Annotated in this window: 24 protein-coding genes; 10 read left to right on the plus strand and 14 right to left on the minus strand. The window is 37.6% G+C overall.

What is annotated here, in order from left to right; translation table 11 throughout:
- Window positions 1-98: 98 nt before the first annotated feature.
- Window positions 99-491, plus strand: coding sequence for an NUDIX hydrolase (locus AB1498_09700; protein ID MEW6088559.1), 393 nt, complete (start codon window positions 99-101; stop codon window positions 489-491).
- Between the two features lie 13 nt (window positions 492-504).
- Here the strand turns inward: AB1498_09700 and AB1498_09705 are convergent, their stop codons facing one another.
- Together AB1498_09705 and AB1498_09710 are read right to left on the minus strand one after the other, a co-directional pair.
- Window positions 505-753, minus strand: a complete 249-nt coding sequence (locus AB1498_09705; protein ID MEW6088560.1) for an NIL domain-containing protein — start codon at window positions 751-753, stop codon at window positions 505-507.
- 49 nt (window positions 754-802) lie between these two features.
- Window positions 803-1,579, minus strand: a complete 777-nt coding sequence (locus tag AB1498_09710; protein MEW6088561.1) for an inositol monophosphatase family protein — start codon at window positions 1,577-1,579, stop codon at window positions 803-805.
- A 28-nt stretch (window positions 1,580-1,607) separates the two neighbouring features.
- On the opposite strand from AB1498_09710, the gene AB1498_09715 reads away from it, so the two are divergent.
- On the plus strand, window positions 1,608-2,006 hold the full coding sequence (locus tag AB1498_09715) for a secondary thiamine-phosphate synthase enzyme YjbQ (protein MEW6088562.1): 399 nt from the start codon (window positions 1,608-1,610) through the stop codon (window positions 2,004-2,006).
- A gap of 15 nt (window positions 2,007-2,021) precedes the next feature.
- Here AB1498_09715 and AB1498_09720 read toward each other — a convergent pair whose 3' ends face one another.
- From AB1498_09720 to AB1498_09770, 11 genes are all read right to left on the minus strand, one after another.
- Window positions 2,022-3,179, minus strand: a complete 1,158-nt coding sequence (locus AB1498_09720; GenBank protein MEW6088563.1) for a KamA family radical SAM protein — start codon at window positions 3,177-3,179, stop codon at window positions 2,022-2,024.
- A 69-nt stretch (window positions 3,180-3,248) separates the two neighbouring features.
- Window positions 3,249-4,322, minus strand: a complete 1,074-nt coding sequence (locus AB1498_09725; GenBank protein ID MEW6088564.1) for an ATP-grasp domain-containing protein — start codon at window positions 4,320-4,322, stop codon at window positions 3,249-3,251.
- A gap of 32 nt (window positions 4,323-4,354) precedes the next feature.
- Window positions 4,355-5,398 carry an ATP-grasp domain-containing protein gene (locus AB1498_09730; GenBank protein MEW6088565.1) on the minus strand — a complete coding sequence of 348 codons (1,044 nt, stop codon included), beginning with the start codon at window positions 5,396-5,398 and terminating at the stop codon, window positions 4,355-4,357.
- Window positions 5,391-5,846 carry a hypothetical protein gene (locus tag AB1498_09735; GenBank protein ID MEW6088566.1) on the minus strand — a complete coding sequence of 152 codons (456 nt, stop codon included), beginning with the start codon at window positions 5,844-5,846 and terminating at the stop codon, window positions 5,391-5,393. Before AB1498_09735 ends, AB1498_09730 begins: the two co-directional genes overlap by 8 nt.
- A gap of 2 nt (window positions 5,847-5,848) precedes the next feature.
- Entirely contained in the window at window positions 5,849-6,244 is a 396-nt protein-coding gene (locus AB1498_09740; protein ID MEW6088567.1) for a response regulator, read from the minus strand.
- A 188-nt stretch (window positions 6,245-6,432) separates the two neighbouring features.
- On the minus strand, window positions 6,433-7,779 hold the full coding sequence (locus tag AB1498_09745) for a sigma-54 dependent transcriptional regulator (GenBank protein MEW6088568.1): 1,347 nt from the start codon (window positions 7,777-7,779) through the stop codon (window positions 6,433-6,435).
- Window positions 7,779-8,201 carry a hypothetical protein gene (locus AB1498_09750; protein ID MEW6088569.1) on the minus strand — a complete coding sequence of 141 codons (423 nt, stop codon included), beginning with the start codon at window positions 8,199-8,201 and terminating at the stop codon, window positions 7,779-7,781. The genes AB1498_09745 and AB1498_09750 overlap by 1 nt, the downstream gene beginning before the upstream one ends.
- 84 nt (window positions 8,202-8,285) lie before the next feature.
- Window positions 8,286-8,849, minus strand: coding sequence for a DNA adenine methylase (locus AB1498_09755; GenBank protein MEW6088570.1), 564 nt, complete (start codon window positions 8,847-8,849; stop codon window positions 8,286-8,288).
- 186 nt (window positions 8,850-9,035) lie between these two features.
- Window positions 9,036-10,073: a site-specific DNA-methyltransferase gene (locus AB1498_09760; GenBank protein MEW6088571.1), complete on the minus strand. Its 1,038-nt coding sequence runs from the start codon at window positions 10,071-10,073 to the stop codon at window positions 9,036-9,038.
- 2 nt (window positions 10,074-10,075) lie between these two features.
- Window positions 10,076-11,542: a HEAT repeat domain-containing protein gene (locus AB1498_09765; GenBank protein ID MEW6088572.1), complete on the minus strand. Its 1,467-nt coding sequence runs from the start codon at window positions 11,540-11,542 to the stop codon at window positions 10,076-10,078.
- Window positions 11,543-11,623: 81 nt separating this feature from the next.
- Window positions 11,624-12,181, minus strand: coding sequence for a DNA methyltransferase (locus tag AB1498_09770; protein ID MEW6088573.1), 558 nt, complete (start codon window positions 12,179-12,181; stop codon window positions 11,624-11,626).
- A 309-nt stretch (window positions 12,182-12,490) separates the two neighbouring features.
- Between AB1498_09770 and mnmG the strand changes: the two genes are divergently transcribed.
- The 8 genes from mnmG (at window position 12,491) to AB1498_09810 (ending at window position 21,009) form a co-directional block, all read left to right on the plus strand.
- Window positions 12,491-14,353 (plus strand): tRNA uridine-5-carboxymethylaminomethyl(34) synthesis enzyme MnmG, encoded by a 1,863-nt coding sequence (mnmG, locus tag AB1498_09775; GenBank protein ID MEW6088574.1) that lies wholly within the window; start codon window positions 12,491-12,493, stop codon window positions 14,351-14,353.
- A 28-nt stretch (window positions 14,354-14,381) separates the two neighbouring features.
- Window positions 14,382-15,494 (plus strand): hypothetical protein, encoded by a 1,113-nt coding sequence (locus AB1498_09780; GenBank protein ID MEW6088575.1) that lies wholly within the window; start codon window positions 14,382-14,384, stop codon window positions 15,492-15,494.
- 36 nt (window positions 15,495-15,530) lie between these two features.
- The gene (rsmG, locus tag AB1498_09785; protein MEW6088576.1) at window positions 15,531-16,220 is read left to right on the plus strand and encodes a 16S rRNA (guanine(527)-N(7))-methyltransferase RsmG; all 690 of its coding nucleotides are present in this window, start codon (window positions 15,531-15,533) and stop codon (window positions 16,218-16,220) included.
- Window positions 16,213-17,094, plus strand: a complete 882-nt coding sequence (locus AB1498_09790) for a hypothetical protein (protein ID MEW6088577.1) — start codon at window positions 16,213-16,215, stop codon at window positions 17,092-17,094. Before rsmG ends, AB1498_09790 begins: the two co-directional genes overlap by 8 nt.
- A gap of 37 nt (window positions 17,095-17,131) precedes the next feature.
- Window positions 17,132-18,400 carry a replication-associated recombination protein A gene (locus AB1498_09795; GenBank protein MEW6088578.1) on the plus strand — a complete coding sequence of 423 codons (1,269 nt, stop codon included), beginning with the start codon at window positions 17,132-17,134 and terminating at the stop codon, window positions 18,398-18,400.
- Entirely contained in the window at window positions 18,400-19,080 is a 681-nt protein-coding gene (amrA, locus tag AB1498_09800; GenBank protein ID MEW6088579.1) for an AmmeMemoRadiSam system protein A, read from the plus strand. The genes AB1498_09795 and amrA overlap by 1 nt, the downstream gene beginning before the upstream one ends.
- A 68-nt stretch (window positions 19,081-19,148) precedes the next feature.
- Entirely contained in the window at window positions 19,149-19,997 is an 849-nt protein-coding gene (locus AB1498_09805; GenBank protein ID MEW6088580.1) for an AAA family ATPase, read from the plus strand.
- Between the two features lie 88 nt (window positions 19,998-20,085).
- Window positions 20,086-21,009, plus strand: coding sequence for a ParB/RepB/Spo0J family partition protein (locus AB1498_09810; GenBank protein ID MEW6088581.1), 924 nt, complete (start codon window positions 20,086-20,088; stop codon window positions 21,007-21,009).
- Here AB1498_09810 and AB1498_09815 read toward each other — a convergent pair whose 3' ends face one another.
- The gene (locus AB1498_09815) at window positions 21,010-21,288 is read right to left on the minus strand and encodes a cytochrome c3 family protein (protein MEW6088582.1); all 279 of its coding nucleotides are present in this window, start codon (window positions 21,286-21,288) and stop codon (window positions 21,010-21,012) included.
- Window positions 21,289-21,453 lie beyond the last annotated feature (165 nt).

The following is a 21,453-nucleotide window of genomic DNA, read 5'->3' on the forward strand; positions in this document are numbered from 1 at the left end:
ACAATATGATGATTATTATACCTCAAAATTTTCTTAAAAACAGGGGGGAGCATTTAAAAAGTTGATTTTTATCGATAATGATAAGGAATTTTAATAAAATGTCAAAGAGATTTTTGACATTACGGGATATTTTCATAAGAAGGAAGGATGGATCTTTTGTAATGATTAAAAGAAAAAATCCGCCTTATAAAAATTACTGGGCACTGCCTGGCGGGTTTGTCGATTGTTTTGAGACTGTTGAGCAGGCGGCAGTCAGGGAGGCAAAAGAAGAGACCGGTCTTAACATTAAACTGGAAAAACTTATCGGTGTTTATTCGGGCCCGAAAAGAGATCCCCGCCGTTATGTCGTCAGTATTTTATTTTCGGCAGTTGAGACCGGTGGAATTTTGGAAGGCGCCGATGACGCAAGAGAGGCAGCCGCGTTCAATAAACCGCCGAAACGAATTGCGTTCGACCATGGAAAAATGATAAAGGACGCCGGAATAAGCTGATCCATTATAAGGCTTAATCTATTATATCCCCTTCGATAGGTTTGACTATAACCTCATTTTTCATTAAGTAATTAATGCCTTTTTCAATGTCTTTTTCCATGCCGTCCACTTCCAGTACCAATTCCCCCACGAATTTCGTGACTTTTGCCCGCCGGATATTCGGAACTAAATTAAATTTTTTTGCGACAGTAAATACGACAGGCTCCTTGATTAATTTTTGCGGGAATACCAATTTAAAAATTTTTTTGACTTTTTTCGGCATATCTTCTCCTTTTTAAATTTGTTTTTTAAGAGTCTCTAAATCTAAATATTCACTTTTCCAGCACATCCAGACAGGTAGAATGAATTTTCCTGTTTGTGGCAAGTATTTCCTTGCTAAATATTGAAAACTCTTTTCCTGAAAAATCCGTGACTTTGCCGTCGGCCTCGCATACAATCAAATATCCCGCGGCGACATCCCATGGATTTAGCCGCAGTTCCCAAAACCCGTCAAATCTGCCACATGCCACATAACATAAATCCAGTGCGGCAGTGCCGTCGCGTCTTACCGCCTGGGCGGTTTTCAGAAACCTTCTAAAATAGTTTATGTTATTATTCCTGTTTGCCCTGTGGATATTATACGCGAACCCCGTTACCAATAAACTTTTCTGCAGGTCATTTATTGGTGATACCTTGATTCTTTCATTGTTCAAATACGCGCCTTTTCCCCTTTCTGCAAAAAAGAGTTCGTCTCTCATTGGTTCATAAACGGCCCCCATTATAATTTCACCCTGTTTTTCCAAAGCGATCGAAACGCAGAAGAACGGATACCCGTGGCTGAAATTTGTAGTTCCGTCAAGAGGGTCGATTATCCAGCGGTAATCATATTCTTCTTTCCCGATACTCCCGGCCTCTTCTGTAAGTATTGCGTGATCCGGATAATTTCCGCGAATGGCTTTAACAATTATTTCTTCAGCCTTCAGATCGGCATCTGTCACGATGTCTATCTCGCCCTTGTAATCTATTTTCCGGATTTTTCCGACCCTTGATTTCAAAAACTGCCCTGCATTGACGGCAATCTCTTTAATTAATGTATTATACTTTGACATAATCCATATTCTAACATATAATTTATTTATGTTTAAAAAAATTTCTTTACAGACAGGCAGCCAGGTCGATTTTATAAATATTACTGAAGAAGTAGAAAAATTTATTGCGTCGGAAAAAATTTCAAGCGGAATTATTTTAATCTTTATACCTCACACCACTGCCGGTATAACCATAAATGAACAGGCAGACCCTGATGTTACTGCCGATATACAAAACATGTTTGAAAAGATCGTTCCTTATCACGCAAATTTTCTTCATTCAGAAGGGAACTCGCCCGCTCATATCAAGTCAAGCATTATGGGTTCTTCCGTCCAGCTTATTATAGAAAAAGGGAAACCCCTGCTTGGGACATGGCAGGGAATCTTTTTCTGTGAATTTGACGGGCCGAGGCGCCGCGAAGCATGGATGAAAATAATTCCATATTAAAAGCGGTTTTACCTGCTACCCCACCAGCACCGCATCCTTTTCTTTAACGGGCACCTGCTGTTCCGCCCGGGGTTCATAATATTCATAAATCTTATTTTGATAATTTCGCAGGACAAATTTTTCGTTAATATTGGATAAAACATAGTTCGGGTTCACGGGTATCTTACCGCCTCCTCCGGGCGCATCTATTACAAAACTGGGGACAGCGTAACCACTCGTATAACCTCTTAATTTCTCGATGATATTTACACCTGTCATAACTGAGGTGCGGAAATGTTCGGTCCCCATGGCCAAGTCACATTGATAAAGATAATAAGGCCGGACCCTTATTTTTAATAATTCATGCAGTAGTTTTTTCATAACCTGAGGTCTATCGTTTATATTTCTAAGCAGGACCGTCTGGCTTCCTAAGGGTATTCCCGCGTCCGCGAGCATATTGCACGCTTTTTGGACATCAGGCGTTATTTCCTTTGGATGAGTAAAATGAATGCTTAAGTATAACGGATGGAATTTTCTTAATATTGATACCAGTTTTTCCGTGATCCTGAAAGGCAGGGTAACAGGGGCGCGCGTTCCGATTCTAAGCATTTCAACATGAGGAATGTTCCTTAAACGTGTTAATATTGACTCTAATTGGTCATCAGGCAGGAGCAACGGGTCTCCCCCTGAAATAAGGCAATCACGTATTTTTTTATTTTTTTCAATGTATGAAATTGCCGGATCAAGTTTTTTCCCTGTTGCGATATCTTCATGGGTACCGACCATTCTCCTGCGTGTGCAGTAACGGCAATAAGCGGCGCACCTGTCAGTAACTAAAAGAAGCACCCTGTCCGGGTAACGATGGACTATTCCCTGGACAGGAGAATCTTTTTCCTCACCACAAGGGTCAACCAAATCATAAGAAGAAAAATTTAATTCCTCCTGGCGGGGTATCACCTGACGGCGAATGGAACAATTTGGGTCAACCGGATCCATAAGGGACGCGAAATAAGGCGTGATTGCCATTGGCATTCTGTTATGCCCTGCCATGACCCCGGCTTCTTCAGACGGGGAAAGATTAATTACTTGTGATAACTCATTTTGCCGGACAATCCGGTTGCAAAGCTGCCATTCCCAATTATACCATTCGTTTGATGAAACGTTCTTCCATAAGCTGCACTGGTGATAATCCATTTGTCCTCCATTAGTAGAACCTGGCTCTGAGGTTAATGGTAAACCTCTCTCTCGGATATTCTCCTTATTTTATATTATTGTTTTTAATTTACTATGCCCATTCCCGTTTTTTCTGTTTAAAGCGGAACGGATTATCATGTTAAGCAATTCAGGATATTCTATCCCTGAGACTTTTGCCGAGACAGCGAATCCCGCATCTTCATCCAGGCACGGATTTGGGTTAATATCTATCACATAAGGAATATTTTCTTCAGTCAGCCGGATGTCTATCCGTGCGTAGTCACGGCAATCCATAATCCGGAATATTTTTAAAGCTACATTTCTTATTTCTTCATAAATATCATTTGACAGGTCTATCGGACAAACAGGTGTTGTTTTCTTATATTCAATGCTTTCCGTTTCCCATTTACCCATATAGCTCAAAATCGGAAATTTATTTTTTGGCATTTTTGTAAAATCTATTTCCGACATGGCTAAAACAGTTTCTTCATTTTTATTACCGATAATAGGAACGTATATTTCCCTTCCGGTAATAAACTCCTCCGCGATTGCCGGCTGTTTATACCTGGCTATTAATTCATTTACCTGCGTTATTAACTGTTTTGGGGAATTTACAACCGATTTCTGGCTGATACCCAGACTGCCGTGCTCAAGTAACGGCTTAATAATGACAGGAAATTCAATTTCTCCGATTATCGAACCGTCTGTTTTATCCAATTCCTTATAAAAAACCCTGTATTCCGGTGTGTTTATTTTATTAGAAATCATAATGCCCTTTGCAATGCTTTTGTCCAGTGTAAGCCCTAAAGTAAGCGCGCTGGAACCGGTATAAGGGAGGTTAAGCAAATCCAATATGGCGGGAATATTCATCTCTTTTGTGCTTTCGCCAAAAACACTTTCACAAAGATTAAAAACAAGATCCACTTTTTCGTCGTTAATGGCTTTTAAAAAACGCACCACATCATCACCCACGCTAATTGAAAAAACCGAGTAATCCATATCTATTAAAGCGGAATTAATAAGTTCTATCTGTTTTGAAATGTCCTGATATGGAGTCAGGTTCCCATGGCTTCCCTTACATGTGCAGGCATAATCGTAAATGACGGCAATGTTAAGTTTATTTTTTTTATCTTGTTTTTTCATTTCTTCTTCATTTAAATATCCAAACTTTTTAATTACCAATTTTCACCTGTTCTTTTGATCGCATTATCCAAAACCGAATTAATCATTTCATTGTAACTAATCCCGGCCGACCTCGCGGCTTTCGGAAAACATGAATTATCTTCAGGGTTCGGCAAAACACCCGGCAGAGGATTAAGCTCGATAACATGCGGTTCTCCCTTTTTATCAAGCCGGACATCAATGCGACACCAGTCGCGGCACCGTAAAACATTAAATGCTTTTTTGCATAAATCTTCGATTTTCTTTTTTAAACCAGGGCTTATTTTTGCCGGGCATTCAAAAATATCCAATGGTTTAACGTTTGTGTCCCATATCCATTTAGCCTCATAGGAATACATCTTATTAGCCCCCGCGGGTAATTTGTCCAATTTTATTTCCACGATGGGAAGGACACGAACACTGTCGTTATTACCCAATACCGCCGCGGTAAATTCCCTGCCGTTCAGGAACTCTTCTATTAACGCCGGCTGTTTATAGTTTTTGACAATCCGCTCAACCTGCACCTTTAGTTCCTTTTCTGTCCGGACAAGTGAACTGTTCACTATCCCTTTACTCGAACCTTCCCATACAGGTTTAACTACCGCCGGTAAAAAAATATTTTCTAATTCCTTACAAGATGTTGCAGCTAAAAATTTTGCCGTCGGAATGTTATGAAACGACAATATTTCCTTCGTTCTCTGTTTATCGAGGCAAATGCCAAGGGTTACAGGATCTGAACCGGTATATGGTATATTAAGCATATCCAAAATTGCAGGCACCTGCGCCTCGCGGCTTGCGCCGCGAAATCCCTCTGCCATGTTAAAAACTATATCTGGTTTTTCTTTAATAAACCGGTTAAACATCTTGTCATTTGCTTCTATAAGAACAACATCCCGCGGGCCGGTCCCGTTTGTTCCATTTTTTAAAGCATTTGCTACCGCATTAATAGTTTCATGGGAATCCCATTCAGCATATGTATCAGATAAATTTTTATCTTCTTTGTCAGTCTTTTTTGGCTTTTGGTTAAATACCAGCCCGATTTTTAATCTTTTATTCATTTTCTCCTTCTTCTCTTTCCGTTTTCACCTCTTTTTCTGCTTCTTCCTCAGAGACTTGATCTGTATCCTCTTCCTCTTTCAATTCCTCTTTTCTTTCTTCTTTCTTCTTTTCATCCAGGTAAACCCAGACAGCAATTTTTCCCCATTTTGGATCTACATTATAACCTATAGCCACATTACTGCCTGTTTTAATTGATTCATATGTCACCTCACTGGTTTCATATATCAAAACCTTAATATCACCAGGCATGCTTATTTTTTCTGTTTCTTTTTTTAAATTTTCAATTGTCAGCAATAAAATTTTCCCGCCATCCTCATCGTCAATAATATTTATATCTGTCACCTTGCCTGAAATAGTATCCAGAACATTTTCCTGGGTGGATATTTCTATTGTTGTTAAAAGAAATAAAATAAATAAAAAATATATTTTTCTGGAAATATTATTCATTTTTACCTGTCACTTTGTATACCTAACGCCTGTTCGGCAACAGATATCATTTCTTTCATACGAAATGGTTTTTTTAAACAACTGAACGCCCCTCTTCTGTTCGCATCCTCCGTGGAATTTGGCTCGCCATACGCCGTAATAATAATCACTTTTGTCCGGGGATTAATGTCTTTCAGCGCCTCCAGAATTTCAAACCCGCTTTTCCCCGGCAGTTTAAGGTCGGTAACAACAAGGTCATAGGAATCCTCGTTAATTAACTGGAACCCTTTCTCGCCGTCAGAGGCAATATCCACACAGCAATCCATTTTCAGAAAAATATCTTTTATGGCATCGAGCGTATTTTCCTCATCCTCAATGACAAGGACCTTTTTTCTTGAACCTTCGTTTTCTTCAAACAATATTTCCTGCTTCATATATTAGATATGTAGCAATTTCTATGCCAGAAAATCAAAAAGGGCTATTTTTTTAATAGCCCTTCGTGGAGACGGGTTTTGCCCCGCCCAACAATTCAGACCGGAAAGTCCGGCCCCGGCATTTTCACCTTACAAACTATCAAATTGATAGGTTTAGCCTTTTATATCATATTTTAATTCTCATTTTGATATTCCTGAAGTTTTCTATACAAAGTGGCCACGCCAATCCCTAAAATATTAGCCGCCTCCTCGCGATTTCCCCCGGTAAAATCAAGGGTTTTAAAAATCGCGCTTTTTTCCATTTCTTCCAGTTGTGTTCCGATAGTAAAATTAATATCCGGCTGTTTCTTCCCGTTTTGGATAGACTGCGGCAGGCAGTCCACAGTTATAATATTATTTCTGCACATAATGACTGCGTGCTCGATTGTATTTTCTAATTCCCTGACGTTGCCCGGCCATTTATAATTCTTAAATATCTGGAGTGCCCTGTCATCCACTAGTTTAATATCTTTACTATTTTCTTTTGAATATTTTTCTAAAAAATAATTTACGAGAAGCGGTATATCTTCATCTCTTTCGCGCAAGGGAGGCAGGTGAATATTTATGACATTGAGACGGTAATAGAGATCTTCCCTGAATTTTTTCTGATTTACAGCATCCAGTAAATTATGATTGGTTGCCGCAATTATCCGGGCGTCTACCTTTAATGTATTTGTCCCTCCGACTCTTTCAAAAGCACCATCCTGTAAAACACGCAGGAGTTTTACCTGCAAGTGGGGACTTATATCACCGACCTCGTCAAGGAATATTGTGCCGCTGTTGGCAAGTTCGAAACGCCCTGGTTTTTCCTTAATCGCGCCTGTAAACGCGCCTTTTTCATGCCCGAACAATTCGCTTTCTATCAAATTCTCCGGAAGTGCCGAGCAATTAATTTTTACAAGGGGTTTATCTTTTCTCGGGCTATTATAATGTATAAGCTCCGCGATAATTTCTTTACCAGTTCCGCTTTCTCCAGTAATTAAAACTGTCCCGCGCGTCGGTGCGATCTGGTAAACCACCTTTAAAATTTCTTTAAACACCCGGCTTGAACCAATCACCTGTTTTGAAATGGATTTTTCCAGGAGTTCAGCCTTTAAAGATTTATTTTCGATAATTAAGCTGTGTTGTTCCAGCGCCTTGCTTACCACCCGCCTGATGTCCTGCATCCTCAATGGTTTTGTAAGGTAATCATACGCCCCTTCCCGCATCGCCTCCACCGCGGTCTCGACGCTTCCAAACCCGGTGATAATAACGATCGTAATGTCCGGATATAATTTCTTTATCATTTTTAAAAATTTCAAGCCGTTCATCCCCGGCATCATCAAATCCGTTAGGACAAGGTCGGGTTCTTTTTCATTTATTTTTTCCAGCGCCTCTTTGCCGTTTCCCGCGGAAGAAACATTATGCCCGTCCGCGGTCAGCCCCTCAATAATGGCGTCAACCGTATTTATATCGTCATCTATCACTAAAATGTCTGGCATTATTTTCCAATCAACAATACTTCTTCAGTATGGTTACTACTTAAAACATATTTATAATTTTTTCGTTTTAATTCCTCTACATCTGGTTTATATTTCTTTAACAAATTCTCAAGCTCTTCAAGTGATGGAATACCATCTGCTCGATAAGAAACTACTAAAATGCTATCTTTAAATTTCTCAAATAATTTGTCAAAAGCAGTGTAAATCTGTTTTTTGTCAATCCAGACAGAACCATTACCTTTTAATTTTTTATGTTTTGAACTATAATCTATCATTTCAGGCCAATTAGAATAATTAACCAAACCTTCCAGAAAGTGATAAAAACCAAAGTAATCAACACCTATTCCATTCTGTGAAATATAAGGGGTGTCTATATAAACAAGGTCAAAATCCCCTTCAATATCAAATATATCCAGGTTCAATGCCTTGTTTTGCCGGTTATTAGAGAAAACCGACTGATTAGCCTCATCAATAAATTTTCTAAAATGAACTTCAAAAGGTGTATCTCATGTAACTTTATTCCCAAAATTTCTTTCCACTTCCGAAAATCTCAGATATAAATTTTTTCTATGGAAAAGATTAAATGGTCTTTTAATAATGCAGGATTGACAAAGGGCAAAAAAGGCAATGGCTTTCTTATATAAATCATCCATCAAATTTATATTTGTTACAACCATATCAATCCAGTGGTTTTCTTCATCTGTAAAATAAATATCCTTGAAGGTGTCATAGACAAACGTTGGATATTTAATTTCACTATGTCTTGCAAGTAAAAATTCAACATCTCTTTCTGAAAGCCTGACGCTATCGTTTTCAATCAATGCCAAACCAATATACCAATTAAACTTCAATAAGTCGTTATAAGTAACCTTTTTGCCCTTTTCCTTCAACATATATCCAACACTACCAGTGCCGCCAAAGGCATCAAGGGCAGTATGAAAATCCAATCCCTTTATGGCATCCCAAATCCAGTCCACTATTTTTAGCTTGCTGCCTTGAAAACGTGTTGAGGGAAATACTGGGGCATCTTCTATTAAAGATAGTTGTCGTTTTGCAATACCCACACTCATATTAATCTTATCCTATATCATTCTGATTAATTGCCCTATTTCGCATAATGTTACAAACTTAGAGGCTCTTAATGGCGACAGTTTTTCGCCGCTATTAAGAATCTGATACAGTGATAGAAAATTTTTATTTATTTTCACAATTCCAGAACTGAACCCATTTTCCTATTCTTTTCCCTTTATCTGTCATTATATACTTTTTTCATAAAGTGAGCTATGGATGAGCAAAAATTTTTCGATACGTTGGGGAAAAAGGTCTTGTTGCCTTCTTACCTGAGTTAAATCAATTGGTAATTCAATATCTTTTTTTAAGTTATTAAATAGTTTCTGTTGTTTTTCATTTAAAGGTTCTTCAAAAAATCTTAAGGCAGAGGCAACCAAATAATCTCTATCTAAATCACAAGAAATCCAACGTCTTCTTTTTGTTTCTGCAACCTCTCCAGTAGTATTTGAACCCGCAAAAATATCTACAACTAGGTCATTTTCATTGGTAAGAAAATCAACGAAAAATTCGGGCAATTTAGAGGGAAACCTAGCTGGATGTTTTTTGGCCGAAAATTCTTTACAAAGCCTTAAATATAATGAGTTGCTATCGGTATTGGGAAATTGTAGTAAGTTTGGCGGGATAGCACCGCCATTGTTTGCAGAGCCGAATCCTTTTGAAATATCATGTCCCGAAGGTCTTTTTTTAGGTTTGTAAAAAGTTTCTGGATCTTCAAGGAGTTTTTTCATTCTATCAGAATAAGGTACTAGTACATTTTTAATGTTAGCTTTTGGAAAGTCAGTTTTTGAAAACCACCAAACAGTATTAACAGAATCTTTTACTCTTATTTTTCGCTTATTAACCCATTCGATTGGTGATGGTAGTTTTGCTGGATTATGCCAAAAAAACTCTTCAGCCAAATCAAACTTACATTCATCACACATTCGAATTAAAACTCTATAATTGTAAAGTGACCGTACAGGACGGTTCTTTTTATACGCTCCACCAAGATCAAGAACGAAACTGCCAGTATCTTTCAAAACTCTATAAATAGAGTGGCCAAATTCAATTAACCAATCGACATATTCATCTTGATCTTTGTTACCATATTCTTTTTGTCTTTGTAGTGCAAATGGTGGAGAAGTTATTACTAAATCTACACTATTATCATCGAGAGATGTTAATAAATCGTGTGAATCTCCCACAAAAGCATGCCCAAATTTTGTATAATAAAGTTCAAACATTGTTAGTATTCCTTTAGCTGATATATCCAGCTTGATGTTATCTTCCAAAGTACTGTTACAGCGAAATATAATTCTATGTCTTTTTGTTTTAATTCTTCAATATCATTTATAATCCGATTTTGATCAGAACTCCCAATTATATATGCTGCCCATTGCCTTATGTCTATATTTTCTGGATTGATTTTCTTGAGCAGTTCGTTAGTTTTCCATTTCCCGTAACGTCCCAAGGCCCATGAGATACCATGGCGTTCATTTTCACTAGCTTCTTGAAAATGGTCTAAAACAATGTTTACATATTTATCACACATTTTCTTAAGAGCACGTGCAGACTCAATACGTATAGATAAACTAAGATCATTAAAAGCTGCAACTAAATGTGGGATTGTAGACTTTATATTTAATTCACCAAGTGCCCAGGCTGCACCACTTCTTATCTCTTCATGTTGATTTATATTCGTGAGTACTTTAATTAAAAGCTGTCCTGATGTTTCTGATTGTATTTCACCAAGAATTATAACAGATTCCAAACGATGTTCTAAATAATCAGAATTTAATGATTGTGCAATAAAATTGTAGCCTATTTTGTCATTTTTACGTGCTAAAGCTGCGGCAGCTTCTAATTTTACATATATATGCTCATTATCATCGTCAATACGTTCAACTAATGGATTAATATTAAGGTTCCCATCAAAAAATGAATATGCCTTTGCAGCTCCATATCTATCCGAAATAGAAGTACTTTTTAACATCTCTTGATAATACTTTTGCTGATTAATTGTTTTATGTGGTATAGAGCTATGAATTTGTACGACTGATGCTATAATTTGGTTTTTTCTTATCTTTTGACCTATAGTCACACACGGTATTAAATCAATATTTTTCTTGGATAATGCTAAAGAGATAATCCTTCCATCTGAATCTCTTTTAAATTTAATTCTGTTATCAATTTCTATTAATTTCCCATTACTATTCGCAATTGCTGATGGCCATGTTAAACGGGTTTCAAAGCCTTCCTCAGCACCTTTAGGTTTCTCTTGCATGACCTTATTGTTTTTCAAGGCCTTACGAAGATCTGATACTTTTATATATTGAACAATATTATCAGCAACCCAGTCGATTGGTTCAATACCACCTTTTTCACAGACAACTAAAGCAGTATAATCATCATCTTTTAATCCATAGTCCCAGCCGCGTGTCTCATCTGCAGATGAATGAGACATTGAAATCACAAGATTAGTTTTTGCTCGCGATTCGATTCTAACTCCAGAATTAACGCATAATATATCGGGGACTCTGACTCTTTTTATTTTAATGGTTTTCCAAATTTTATAACCTGTAGAGCCTCGTTCCAATTCAACTGACGTGTGCCCTTGATTTCTTAAATCCTTAATTACTTTTTGAGTCCCAATCGCTCCAATAGCAAGTTTTTCTAAAAAACTTTCATCTGTTTTGAATGATCTTTGTGTCATGTTTCCTTTAGGTTACTTTCGATATTCTTGTGTCCTAAACATTATAATATTATATAATCGATTTTGCAATCCATATCATGATTAATAGCATAAAATAAAAAGATAAAATAGAAAGTGAAAGTAAAAAAATAAAAAATTTTTAAAATTTGGGGGAGCATTCCTTTTGTGTAAGATTATATCATTAAGTATTTTAAATCCCAAATCTTGAAGGACAACGTTTACCACTCCAATACTGTGATAAGTGCCGGTAACCCAAATTGTAGAACCTTCTTTCAGGACACGCTGGGATTCTTTGAGCCATGTGTAATGAAAATCGAATTGATTGCTAAGTGATTTGGAATATGCCCATTTTGCCTTCAGGGTATCAAATGTATCCATATGTCCATCATTACGTTTTATGATTAATCCTGATTGATTTCCAAAATAGGGCGGGTCGGCAAAAAGCATATCAATACAACCATCGGGAATTTTTTTAAGCAGGTGCAAGGAATCGCCGTTAAAAACTTTAATTTTTTTTGCAGAATTATAATAAAATGGAATAAGTTTTTCTTCTCCATACATCGCTGGTTCTTCAGCACAAAATATTTTATCTATTTTCCTGAATACATCAGGAACTTTATATGTTATTTTATCTTTCACAAAACTACCTCCTCAACCGGCAGAAATATTCACCTTCGTCCATTTTTTCTCTCGAAATCTAATTTTGTTAAGTTTTTCCGCCACTTCATTCCGTGACAAAATTTCGCCCAGACCGCTTACTGTGATCATCGCATCTGGATAATAACCGGATAAACCCGGTAAGATAATCTTTTAGTTTGTCTTCTTTAATCCATTTTTATTAAAAATTATCATAGCATATTTTTATTTTAATTCAAGAAAATTTGAAAAATTTGGAGGATTGAAAATTCAGATTGATTTATTTTTGAAATTTGGTATCCTATATTATATATGTATAATTATCCTAAAAATTACGACTGCATTATTGTTGGTGCCGGTCATGCGGGATGTGAAGCCGCCCTTGCATGCAGCCGGATGGGTATGGAAACGCTACTTTTAACTATTAGTATTGACAGTATCGCATTGATGCCCTGTAACCCCGCTATTGGCGGTTTAGCTAAAGGTCATCTTGTAAAAGAAATTGACGCGTTAGGCGGAGAGATGGCTAAAATTACGGATAAGACAGGGATACAATTTAAAATATTGAACAAGAGCAGAGGCCCCGCGGTCCAATCCCCCCGTGCGCAGTCTGATAAGCTTGAATATCGGCTTGAAATGACGAAAATTTTAGAAAATCAGGAGAGATTGGATATCAAACAGGGATTAGTTGAAGAAATATTGGTTTCCGGGAACAGGGTAAAAGGGGTCCGGACAAATATTGATATTATATATAAATCAAAGACAGTTATTATATGCACAGGGACATTTTTAAATGGATTAGTTCACATTGGGTTAACAGCTTTTCCCGCGGGCAGGATGGTTGAATTTTCGTCAAGCGGTTTATCAAAAAGCTTAAGTAACTTAGGATTTAAATTAGGGAGATTGAAAACAGGGACTAATCCACGGCTCGATAAAAGAAGCATTGATTTCTCAAAGGCAATCCCTCAATATGGCGATATCCCCCCTATTCCTTTTTCTTATTTTACAAAAGAATTACCTCAAAAACAGGTTCCGTGTTATTTAACTTATACTAACAAAAAGACCCATAAAATAATTTTAAACAATCTTAAAAGATCCCCTCTTTATTCAGGAAAAATAAAAGGTATCGGCCCGAGGTATTGTCCATCAATAGAAGACAAGGTCGTAAGATTCAAAGATAAGGAAAGACATCAGATATTTCTTGAACCGGAAGGCAGGGAGACAATTGAGATTTATGCTAACGGAATATCAACCAGCCTTCCTTTTGATATTCAACTTAAATTTTTACGGACAATAGAAGGCCTGGAACATGCTGAAATAATACGGCCTGGCTACGCAATAGAATATGATTTTGTTTATCCCGATCAGATAAAATTAAATTTGGAAACAAAATTGATTGACGGACTATTTTTAGCGGGCCAGATAAACGGGACCTCAGGATACGAAGAAGCGGCGGCTCAAGGGTTGATGGCGGGAATTAATGCCGTATTGAAAATAAAAAAACAGAAACCTTTTATTTTAGACAGGTCAGAGGCATATCTTGGTGTCTTAATTGATGATTTGGTTACTAAAGGAATATCTGAACCGTATAGGATGTTCACATCAAGAGCTGAATATAGATTAATGTTAAGAATTGATAATAGGGACGAGAGATTAATGAATTATGGATACAAATTTGGATTGATTTCAACTGAAAATTATAGAAATTTTAACAAAAAAATGAAAAAAACCGAGGAATTAGCTGAAATATTATATAAGCTAGATAAAAAACTATATAATATCCCGGAAAAACCAGAAAACATTTCATTAATGCAATATTTAAAAAGACCGGAAATTAATTTGACATACATTTTAGGCAAAATTGATAAAAAATCAATAAACTTGGATAAATATAATTCCGATATAATTAACAGAGTAGAAATTCAGATTAAATATGAAGGATATATAAACCGGCAACTATCACAAATAGAAAAATTTAAAAATTTAGAAAGTAAATTGATACCGGATAATTTTGACTATCACAAAATAAATAGCTTTTCGCGCGAGGCAAAAGAAATGTTAATGAAGGTAAAACCGAGATCAATTGGCCAGGCGTCCAGAATAGTTGGAGTTACACCTGCCGATATAGATGTTTTAATGATTTATTTAAAGAAAAATCAAAAATGTTCCACGTGAAACATTCACCTATATAAGAAGGAGATAAATGAGTAAAAAAACAATTTTTATTACCGTTTTACTATTTTGTCATGTGTGTTGTTTTAAAATTATTTCTGCATCAAATGATACTGCATCTAATCCCACACTCTCAGATACTACAAGTAGCGGGTTAATAATGCAAATTTCTTCTGATAAAAAAAAGTATCAGCCATTTCAGCCAATAAATATAAGGATTACAATTATGAATAATACCCAAAATGAGATAATATTCAACAAAAGATTTGCGGTATTGAAGCAGCAAGGGAACGAATTAAAGAGTGATATTAATTTCAAAATAACTAAACCAAATGGTGGAGATGCTAATATTGAATTTGTATCTGATGTTGATCCATTATCTGAAACTGACTTTATAAAAATAAAACCAAAAGCAAAATATGAAAAAATATTAGATATTAATAAGTGGTATTGGAAAGAATTAGGATCGTCTGGGCCATATACATTTAAGACTATCTATCATAATGATATGTCAGGGTATCAGAAAACATCTGGTGAGGGAAACGTATTGATGGAAATGTATGCGTGGACAGGAGAAATAGAGTCAAATATAATCACATTTACTGTAGAGGAAATGAATAAAGACGAAGTGGGAAAATTAACATCCAGGTTGACTAATGAAAATATTTATTGGGGGGAACGGAGTAAGGTTGCTGAAATGCTGGGAGATTTAAAAAATGGGTGGGCATTAGATCCCTTATTAAGCAGGTTAAAAACTGGAGAAAATGAAGTGGTTAGAAATAAATCCGTTGAGGCAATTGTAAAATATGGGTCCTTTGCCATAAAAAGGCTTATAAAGCTTCTGGATAACAGTGATCCAATGACAAGGGTTTTATCTGCAAAGACTTTATGCCTATTAGGAGAAAAAAAAGGGTTAGGTGTTGTTCGCAGGGAACTTCAAAATAAAGACTGGCAGGTTGTAATGGAAGCAATGCTTGCCTTACAGTGTCTGGATAAAGAAGCAGCCATTAAAGATATTATAAAGCATGATCTCATTAATGATAAAGAAGAGGTAATTAGTTTTACAGCTATTGAAATTTTGAAGGATTTGGGTGTTAAAGTTGCCTCTAATAAGAAAACAAATAAGTGGGAAATTGTTAAATAGGGCTGAAGACTGAAGAAAAGAGGAAATAATATAAGGGTGGGCTTAACAATCGAAAACAAAAAATACCTGGAAGACGTGTTAAACAGGGGGCTCTCGCAGTTAGGACTGGAAACCAGACAGGAATGTAATGAAAAAGTATTGCTGTATATCGATGAATTGATTATATGGAGTAATAAAATTAATTTAACAGCAATAAAAATCCCGGAAGATATAGTAATAAAACATTTCATGGATTCTCTGGTGTGTTTAAAAGAAATTGAAGAAAAGGGAGCGGAGCTGCTCGATATAGGAACAGGCGCGGGATTCCCGGGTTTGCCGTTAAAAATATTTTGTCCTGATATTTCTGTCACTTTAATGGAGGCCACGGGGAAAAAAATCCGTTTTCTCGAAGAGCTGTTAAAAAAATTGGACATTGATAACGTTTCGATACTTCACGGCAGAGCGGAGGAATTAGCTAAAAAGGAAGAATTACAGGCAAAGTTTGATTTTGTGGTAGTAAGGGCAGTCGGGGAGTTAAGGCTTTTAACAAAACTTTCATTCCCTTTTCTCAAAAAAGGGGGCCGCCTCCTGGCTTTAAAAGGGTGTGTAATAGATGAAGAAATTAAAAAAAGCCAAAAGGTTTTGGAAAAAATGAACGGGGCTATTGAAAAAATAACGGATTATGAACTTATTTCAGGAAAAAAAGGGAAATTAATAAAGATAGTCAAAGGGAACACCAATGGTTGATAAAATTGCTAAAAAAGATTTAGGAATATTATTAAAAGAATCATGGGATTTTTTTTCGAAAAGGTGGGTTGTTCTTTTCCAGATAACCCTTTTTGTCTGGATCCCTGTTCTCATGGCATTCCCTTTGGCGGGATTTTTGTGGACGAGTTATTATAGTTTACAAAAGAACAACCCCGAATTATTGTTTTCATTTAAAGTCATCCTTGCCGGCGGAATATTGTTTTTTACTCTTATTGGCATATTTACCGCCGCCTTATTGATGGATAAACTGATAAAGGTGACAATAATTGATGGCCTATGGAAAAAACCGGAAGAAAAATATTATCTGGATTTTTTTAAATTAATAAAAGATGTGTGGCCCAAAATGGGAGAATTTTGCAAAACCCAGGTTTTGGCATGGCTTGTTATTTTCCCGGGGCCATTACTATTGTTCGCGTTTGGAGTGTTTTTTCTTGGGACAAAGATGACCCTTGAAGAAGCCATGACGCTGAGTCTCCCGTTATTAACCCCCGGTGTGCTTTTTTATATATGGTTTTCCTTTGTCCCGTATGAAGTAATTTTAAGGGGGAAAAAGGGGAAAGACGCCTTATCGTCAAGCAAGGGGATTGTAAGATATGATTTGGCAAAATTTGCCGGTAATATGCTTGTTATTATTGGCATTTTACTTTTTATCAATATGGGGCTCAGCGGTTTTTTGAAATTGGTTTTTTCTTTTTTTAATTCGACTGCTCTTTTAAATCTCGGGGAACTGATTGCCACAATCGTATCGAACATTTTTGGCCTATGGGGAACGGTTTTTCATTTCAGCTTGTATAGAGATTTAAGGGATAGATATCCAGGTGCGAAGGCAGGGATTTTAGAACCATTGCCTTGAAAGACATAGGTTATTTTGCGGAAAAAATATAAATTTTATGGCAGATTTATTTGAAGAAGAAAAAAACAATCTGGAAAAAATTACCCCTCTGGCTTTACGAATGTCGCCAAAAAACCTGGAAGGTTTTATCGGACAAAACCATATTCTCGGACAGGGAAAGATTTTAAGGCGGTTAATTGAAGCAGACAGGATTGTTTCAATTATTTTGGCTGGCCCGCCCGGATCGGGTAAAACCGCATTGGCTAAATTAATAGCTAATACCACAAAATCACATTTCATATCATTAAATGCTGTAACGGCAAAAGTGGACGATTTGCGAAGGGTCATTGAGGAGGCCCGTTACCAGATTAAAGCAAAAGGCAAAAAAACTATCGTTCTTGTTGACGAGATACACCGCTTTAGCAAGGTTCAACAGGAGGCCCTTTTGCCTTCAGTTGAAGACGGAACCATAATTTTAATCGGCCTGACTACGGAAAATCCTAATTTTGCTATTGCAAACGCGTTGACTTCCAGGGCGCAGGTATTCATTCTGAATAAACTGCAAAATAATGACATCCGTGTTATTTTGAAAAATGCGATCGAAGATAAAGAACGGGGGTTGGGAAAATTAAGGATTAAAATGGCCCCGCAGGCCGTTGAACATCTCGTTGAAATGTCGGACGGCGATGCGCGCAAGGCCTTATCAGCCCTTGAATTGGGGGTACTGACAACCGAACCGGACAAAAATGGCATAATAAATTTTTCCCTGCAAACCGCGGAGGAGTCAATTCAAAGAAAAAGGGTTTTGTATGACAGGGACGGGGATGAGCATTACAACACAATTTCCGCTTTTATAAAAAGCATGCGGGGGTCAGACCCTGACGCGGTGGTTTACTGGCTGGCAAAAATGCTTTTTGCGGGCGAAGACCCGAGGTTTATCGCCAGAAGAATTGTTATCTGCGCCGCGGAGGATGTCGGGGACGCGGACCCCATGGCTTTAGTTATCGCGAACGCGGCCTACCAGGCATGCGAACTTATCGGAATGCCGGAGGCAAGAATACCATTATCTGAGGCGGCGATATATATCGCGTGCGCGCCAAAAAGCAACGCGTGTTACACGGCCATTGAAAAAGCGATGGATGATGTCCGCAAAGAGAGGATCCAGGATGTCCCAATACATTTGCAGGACAAACATTCTTCCGGCCCCGGTGCAGGAGAAGGTTATAAGTATCCCCATAATTACAAGGATGCAAACGTTGAGCAGAGGTATTTGGACAAAAAGAAAAAATATTATGAGAAAAAAAATAATATTAAAGGAGTGGATTGATGGGCATAAAAAAGATATTTTTTATTGTTTTTTTGATACTAATTGTGGTATCCTGTTTATATGGTGCAAACAGCAGTGAAGGAAAGGAGGCCGGAAAGGTGGAAGAAAAAGAACTGGCTATAGTTAATGAGGCAGAAAAGAAATTCCTCCTGGAGCTTGCAAGAAATACCATTGATGAATATTTAAAAAGCGGGTGTAAACCTAAAATAGATGAAAAAGAATTAACACAGACAATGAAAAGGGAATACGGATGTTTTGTTACTCTTAATCTAAACGGCAAACTTCGCGGGTGTATCGGATACCTCCAGCCGATAAAACCGCTTTATATAGCGATAATGGAAAATGCGATTAATGCCGCGGCATGTGACCCGCGTTTCCGGGCGGTAAAATATGAGGAACTGAAAGATATTAAAATAGAAATAAGTATTTTAAGCAGCCTTCAGGACCTGGAATTTGATTCACCGAATGATCTCCTGAACAAATTGGTGCCCCTGCGCGATGGTGTGGTTTTGAAAATCGGCATGTCCAGCGCGACTTTTCTTCCGCAGGTTTGGGAAACCCTGCCGAATAAAATAGATTTTTTGTCGCAGTTAAGCCTAAAAAGCGGTAATATGCCTGACGCGTGGAAGGGGAAAAACGTCGAGGTCTACACATATTTTGCGGATGTTTTTAGTGAATAAGCATTTCGTAAAACGTGATTTGTAAAACGTAAAAGGGACACGTTTTACGCATTTACAGAAAAAAAATTATGTCCAGGATAATCGCTGTTGTAAATCAAAAAGGCGGGGTTGGGAAAACCACTACTGCCATTAATTTGGCCGCGTGTCTGGGCAGGGCGGAAAAAAAAGTCCTGCTTATTGATATGGACCCGCAGGGAAATGCCACAAGCGGCCTTGGGATAAATAAAAACACCGTTAAAAAAAGCATTTATGATGTTTTGATTAACGGCGTTAATATAGAAGATACGATTGCTCTTACGGAAAACCACGGGGTTGTTATGATACCTTCCAATATTCACCTTACCGGGGCGGAGGTTGAATTAGTAAGTATTTTGGAAAGAGAATCGAAACTTAAAACCGCATTGCAAGCTATAAAAAACAATTATGATTATATTATTATTGACTGCCCGCCGTCTTTAGGCCTTTTGACTGTTAACAGCCTTAATGCCGCGGACGGCGTAATAATACCGGTACAATGTGAATATTACGCGCTGGAAGGATTAAGCCAGCTGCTGAACACAATCAAACTGGTTAAAGAGCGGCTGAATTTTTTATTAGAAATTGACGGCGCGCTTTTGACTATGCATGATGAAAGAACAAATTTATCAAAGCAGGTAATCCAGGAAATCCAGAAATATTTCGCCGATAAAGTCTATAAAACAATTATATCCAGGAATGTCCGATTAAGCGAATCTCCGAGCTATGGGAAGCCGATAATATATTATGACATAAAATCACGCGGGGCACAGATGTATTTGCAATTTTGTGATGAGGTGCTGAAGTCCACGCAGGTTCGCGCGGATAGGCAGAATATAGATGAAAAAAAGGCGGATGTTTTGACGGAAAAAACAGAAAATTGCCAGCCGCGCATAACATAAAATACTCAACTTGCCCGACTTTTAACTTAGCATCTATGAATCATTTATCAAAAAGCCAGTCAAGTTAAGTAAAAGAGGAGGATGGATTATGTTAAAAAAAAGTGGTTTAGGCCGGGGATTGGATTCTCTTATACCGCAGGGAAAAATTGAAATTGAACCTATGCCTGGAAGCGGCATCGATAAATTGGAGGCCCAGATAGTTCACATGCCGATAAACGGGGTGCACGTAGTAAAAATTCCACTGAATTCTATTATAGCCAATAAACTCCAGCCGAGGGAGGACTTTGACCAGGCAAAGCTTGATGAACTTGCGGAGTCGGTCAAAGAAAAAGGCATAATCCAGCCGGTTTTAGTTAGAAGAAACGGAGAATCTTATGAATTAATTGCGGGGGAACGAAGGTTCCGCGCGGCAAAAAAGGCGGGATTAACGGATATCCCCGCTATAGTGAAAGATGTTGATAATGAGGAATCGCTGGAACTGGCTTTAATTGAAAATATTCAACGCGACGATCTGAATCCGATGGAAGAAGCAAAGGCATACCGTAAATTAATGGAGAGTTTCGGTTTGAATCAGGATGAATTATCAAAAAAAGTCGGGAAGGAAAGGTCCACTTTGGCAAATACACTGAGGCTCCTGAAATTACCCGAAGAAATCCAGAAGGCGCTCACGGAAGAAAAAATTACATACGGTCACGGCCGCGCGCTATTGGGGCTTAAAACGGAAGTCGAACAGTTAATGGTATACGGGAAGATAATACTAAAAAATCTTTCTGTCCGGGACGTGGAACGTATAGTCCAATCGGCAAACCGCCGGGGTGGCATCAGGCTGAAGTCCGTGAAAGAAAAATCCAAAGACCCGTTTTTATTTCAGTATGAAGAATCACTTAAAAGATTTTTAGGGACGCAGGTGAAGATATGCCCGAAAGGGAAGGGCGGGCATATCGAGATTGATTATTATTCAAAAGACGATTTAAGCAGAATTTTGGATACGTTAGATATAAATATAAATTAACTATCTTAAAAAATACTCTTTGTCTGATGCGTGCGGGTTGTGGCATGTAAGGCAGTTGAACTTCTCTTTCTTTGTTATCTCAGGGTGAGCGCTCTTTATTTCACTTTCCTGGTGGCAAAAAACACACGGGTTTTTCCTGAAATCAACTTCAGCTTTTTTAAGTATTTCCTTATCAGGTTTGATATGGCACGGTCTGCAGTCGTTAATTGCCAGGGGGCCGTGGACAAACTTCATATTTTTCCATCCGTTTTTGTCGTGGCACGAAAGACATTTGCTCATATCATCATTTTTTCGAGTACACTTTATTTTAATACTAACCCAAGTTCCGCAGTGTGATATTGGGAATGATATTTTTTAGCTAAAGGAAATCTAAAAAAGCTTGATAAATCAATAGCGGATTAAAAAAAAGTGAATGTAGTGCAGACCACCCTCTTGAATAATGTT

It is taken from the genome of bacterium, from assembly GCA_040754625.1.
Taxonomy (GTDB): Bacteria; JACRDZ01; JAQUKH01; order JAQUKH01; family JAQUKH01; genus JAQUKH01.

Bases quoted from the DNA above. Each gene is read 5' to 3' on its own strand.
- AB1498_09815 (MEW6088582.1), bottom strand. From the start codon at position 21,288: ATGAGCAAATGTCTTTCGTGCCACGACAAAAACGGATGGAAAAATATG.
- AB1498_09780 (MEW6088575.1), top strand. From the start codon at position 14,382: ATGAGTAAAAAAACAATTTTTATTACCGTTTTACTATTTTGTCATGTG.
- AB1498_09760 (MEW6088571.1), bottom strand. From the start codon at position 10,073: ATGTTTGAACTTTATTATACAAAATTTGGGCATGCTTTTGTGGGAGAT.
- AB1498_09715 (MEW6088562.1), top strand. From the start codon at position 1,608: ATGTTTAAAAAAATTTCTTTACAGACAGGCAGCCAGGTCGATTTTATA.
- AB1498_09745 (MEW6088568.1), bottom strand. From the start codon at position 7,779: ATGCCAGACATTTTAGTGATAGATGACGATATAAATACGGTTGACGCC.
- AB1498_09705 (MEW6088560.1), bottom strand. From the start codon at position 753: ATGCCGAAAAAAGTCAAAAAAATTTTTAAATTGGTATTCCCGCAAAAA.
- AB1498_09805 (MEW6088580.1), top strand. From the start codon at position 19,149: ATGTCCAGGATAATCGCTGTTGTAAATCAAAAAGGCGGGGTTGGGAAA.
- AB1498_09735 (MEW6088566.1), bottom strand. From the start codon at position 5,846: ATGAATAATATTTCCAGAAAAATATATTTTTTATTTATTTTATTTCTT.
- AB1498_09765 (MEW6088572.1), bottom strand. From the start codon at position 11,542: ATGACACAAAGATCATTCAAAACAGATGAAAGTTTTTTAGAAAAACTT.
- AB1498_09725 (MEW6088564.1), bottom strand. From the start codon at position 4,322: ATGAAAAAACAAGATAAAAAAAATAAACTTAACATTGCCGTCATTTAC.
- AB1498_09730 (MEW6088565.1), bottom strand. From the start codon at position 5,398: ATGAATAAAAGATTAAAAATCGGGCTGGTATTTAACCAAAAGCCAAAA.
- AB1498_09755 (MEW6088570.1), bottom strand. From the start codon at position 8,849: ATGAGTGTGGGTATTGCAAAACGACAACTATCTTTAATAGAAGATGCC.
- AB1498_09700 (MEW6088559.1), top strand. From the start codon at position 99: ATGTCAAAGAGATTTTTGACATTACGGGATATTTTCATAAGAAGGAAG.
- AB1498_09810 (MEW6088581.1), top strand. From the start codon at position 20,086: ATGTTAAAAAAAAGTGGTTTAGGCCGGGGATTGGATTCTCTTATACCG.
- AB1498_09720 (MEW6088563.1), bottom strand. From the start codon at position 3,179: ATGGATTATCACCAGTGCAGCTTATGGAAGAACGTTTCATCAAACGAA.
- amrA (MEW6088579.1), top strand. From the start codon at position 18,400: ATGGGCATAAAAAAGATATTTTTTATTGTTTTTTTGATACTAATTGTG.
- AB1498_09710 (MEW6088561.1), bottom strand. From the start codon at position 1,579: ATGTCAAAGTATAATACATTAATTAAAGAGATTGCCGTCAATGCAGGG.
- AB1498_09795 (MEW6088578.1), top strand. From the start codon at position 17,132: ATGGCAGATTTATTTGAAGAAGAAAAAAACAATCTGGAAAAAATTACC.
- AB1498_09790 (MEW6088577.1), top strand. From the start codon at position 16,213: ATGGTTGATAAAATTGCTAAAAAAGATTTAGGAATATTATTAAAAGAA.
- mnmG (MEW6088574.1), top strand. From the start codon at position 12,491: ATGTATAATTATCCTAAAAATTACGACTGCATTATTGTTGGTGCCGGT.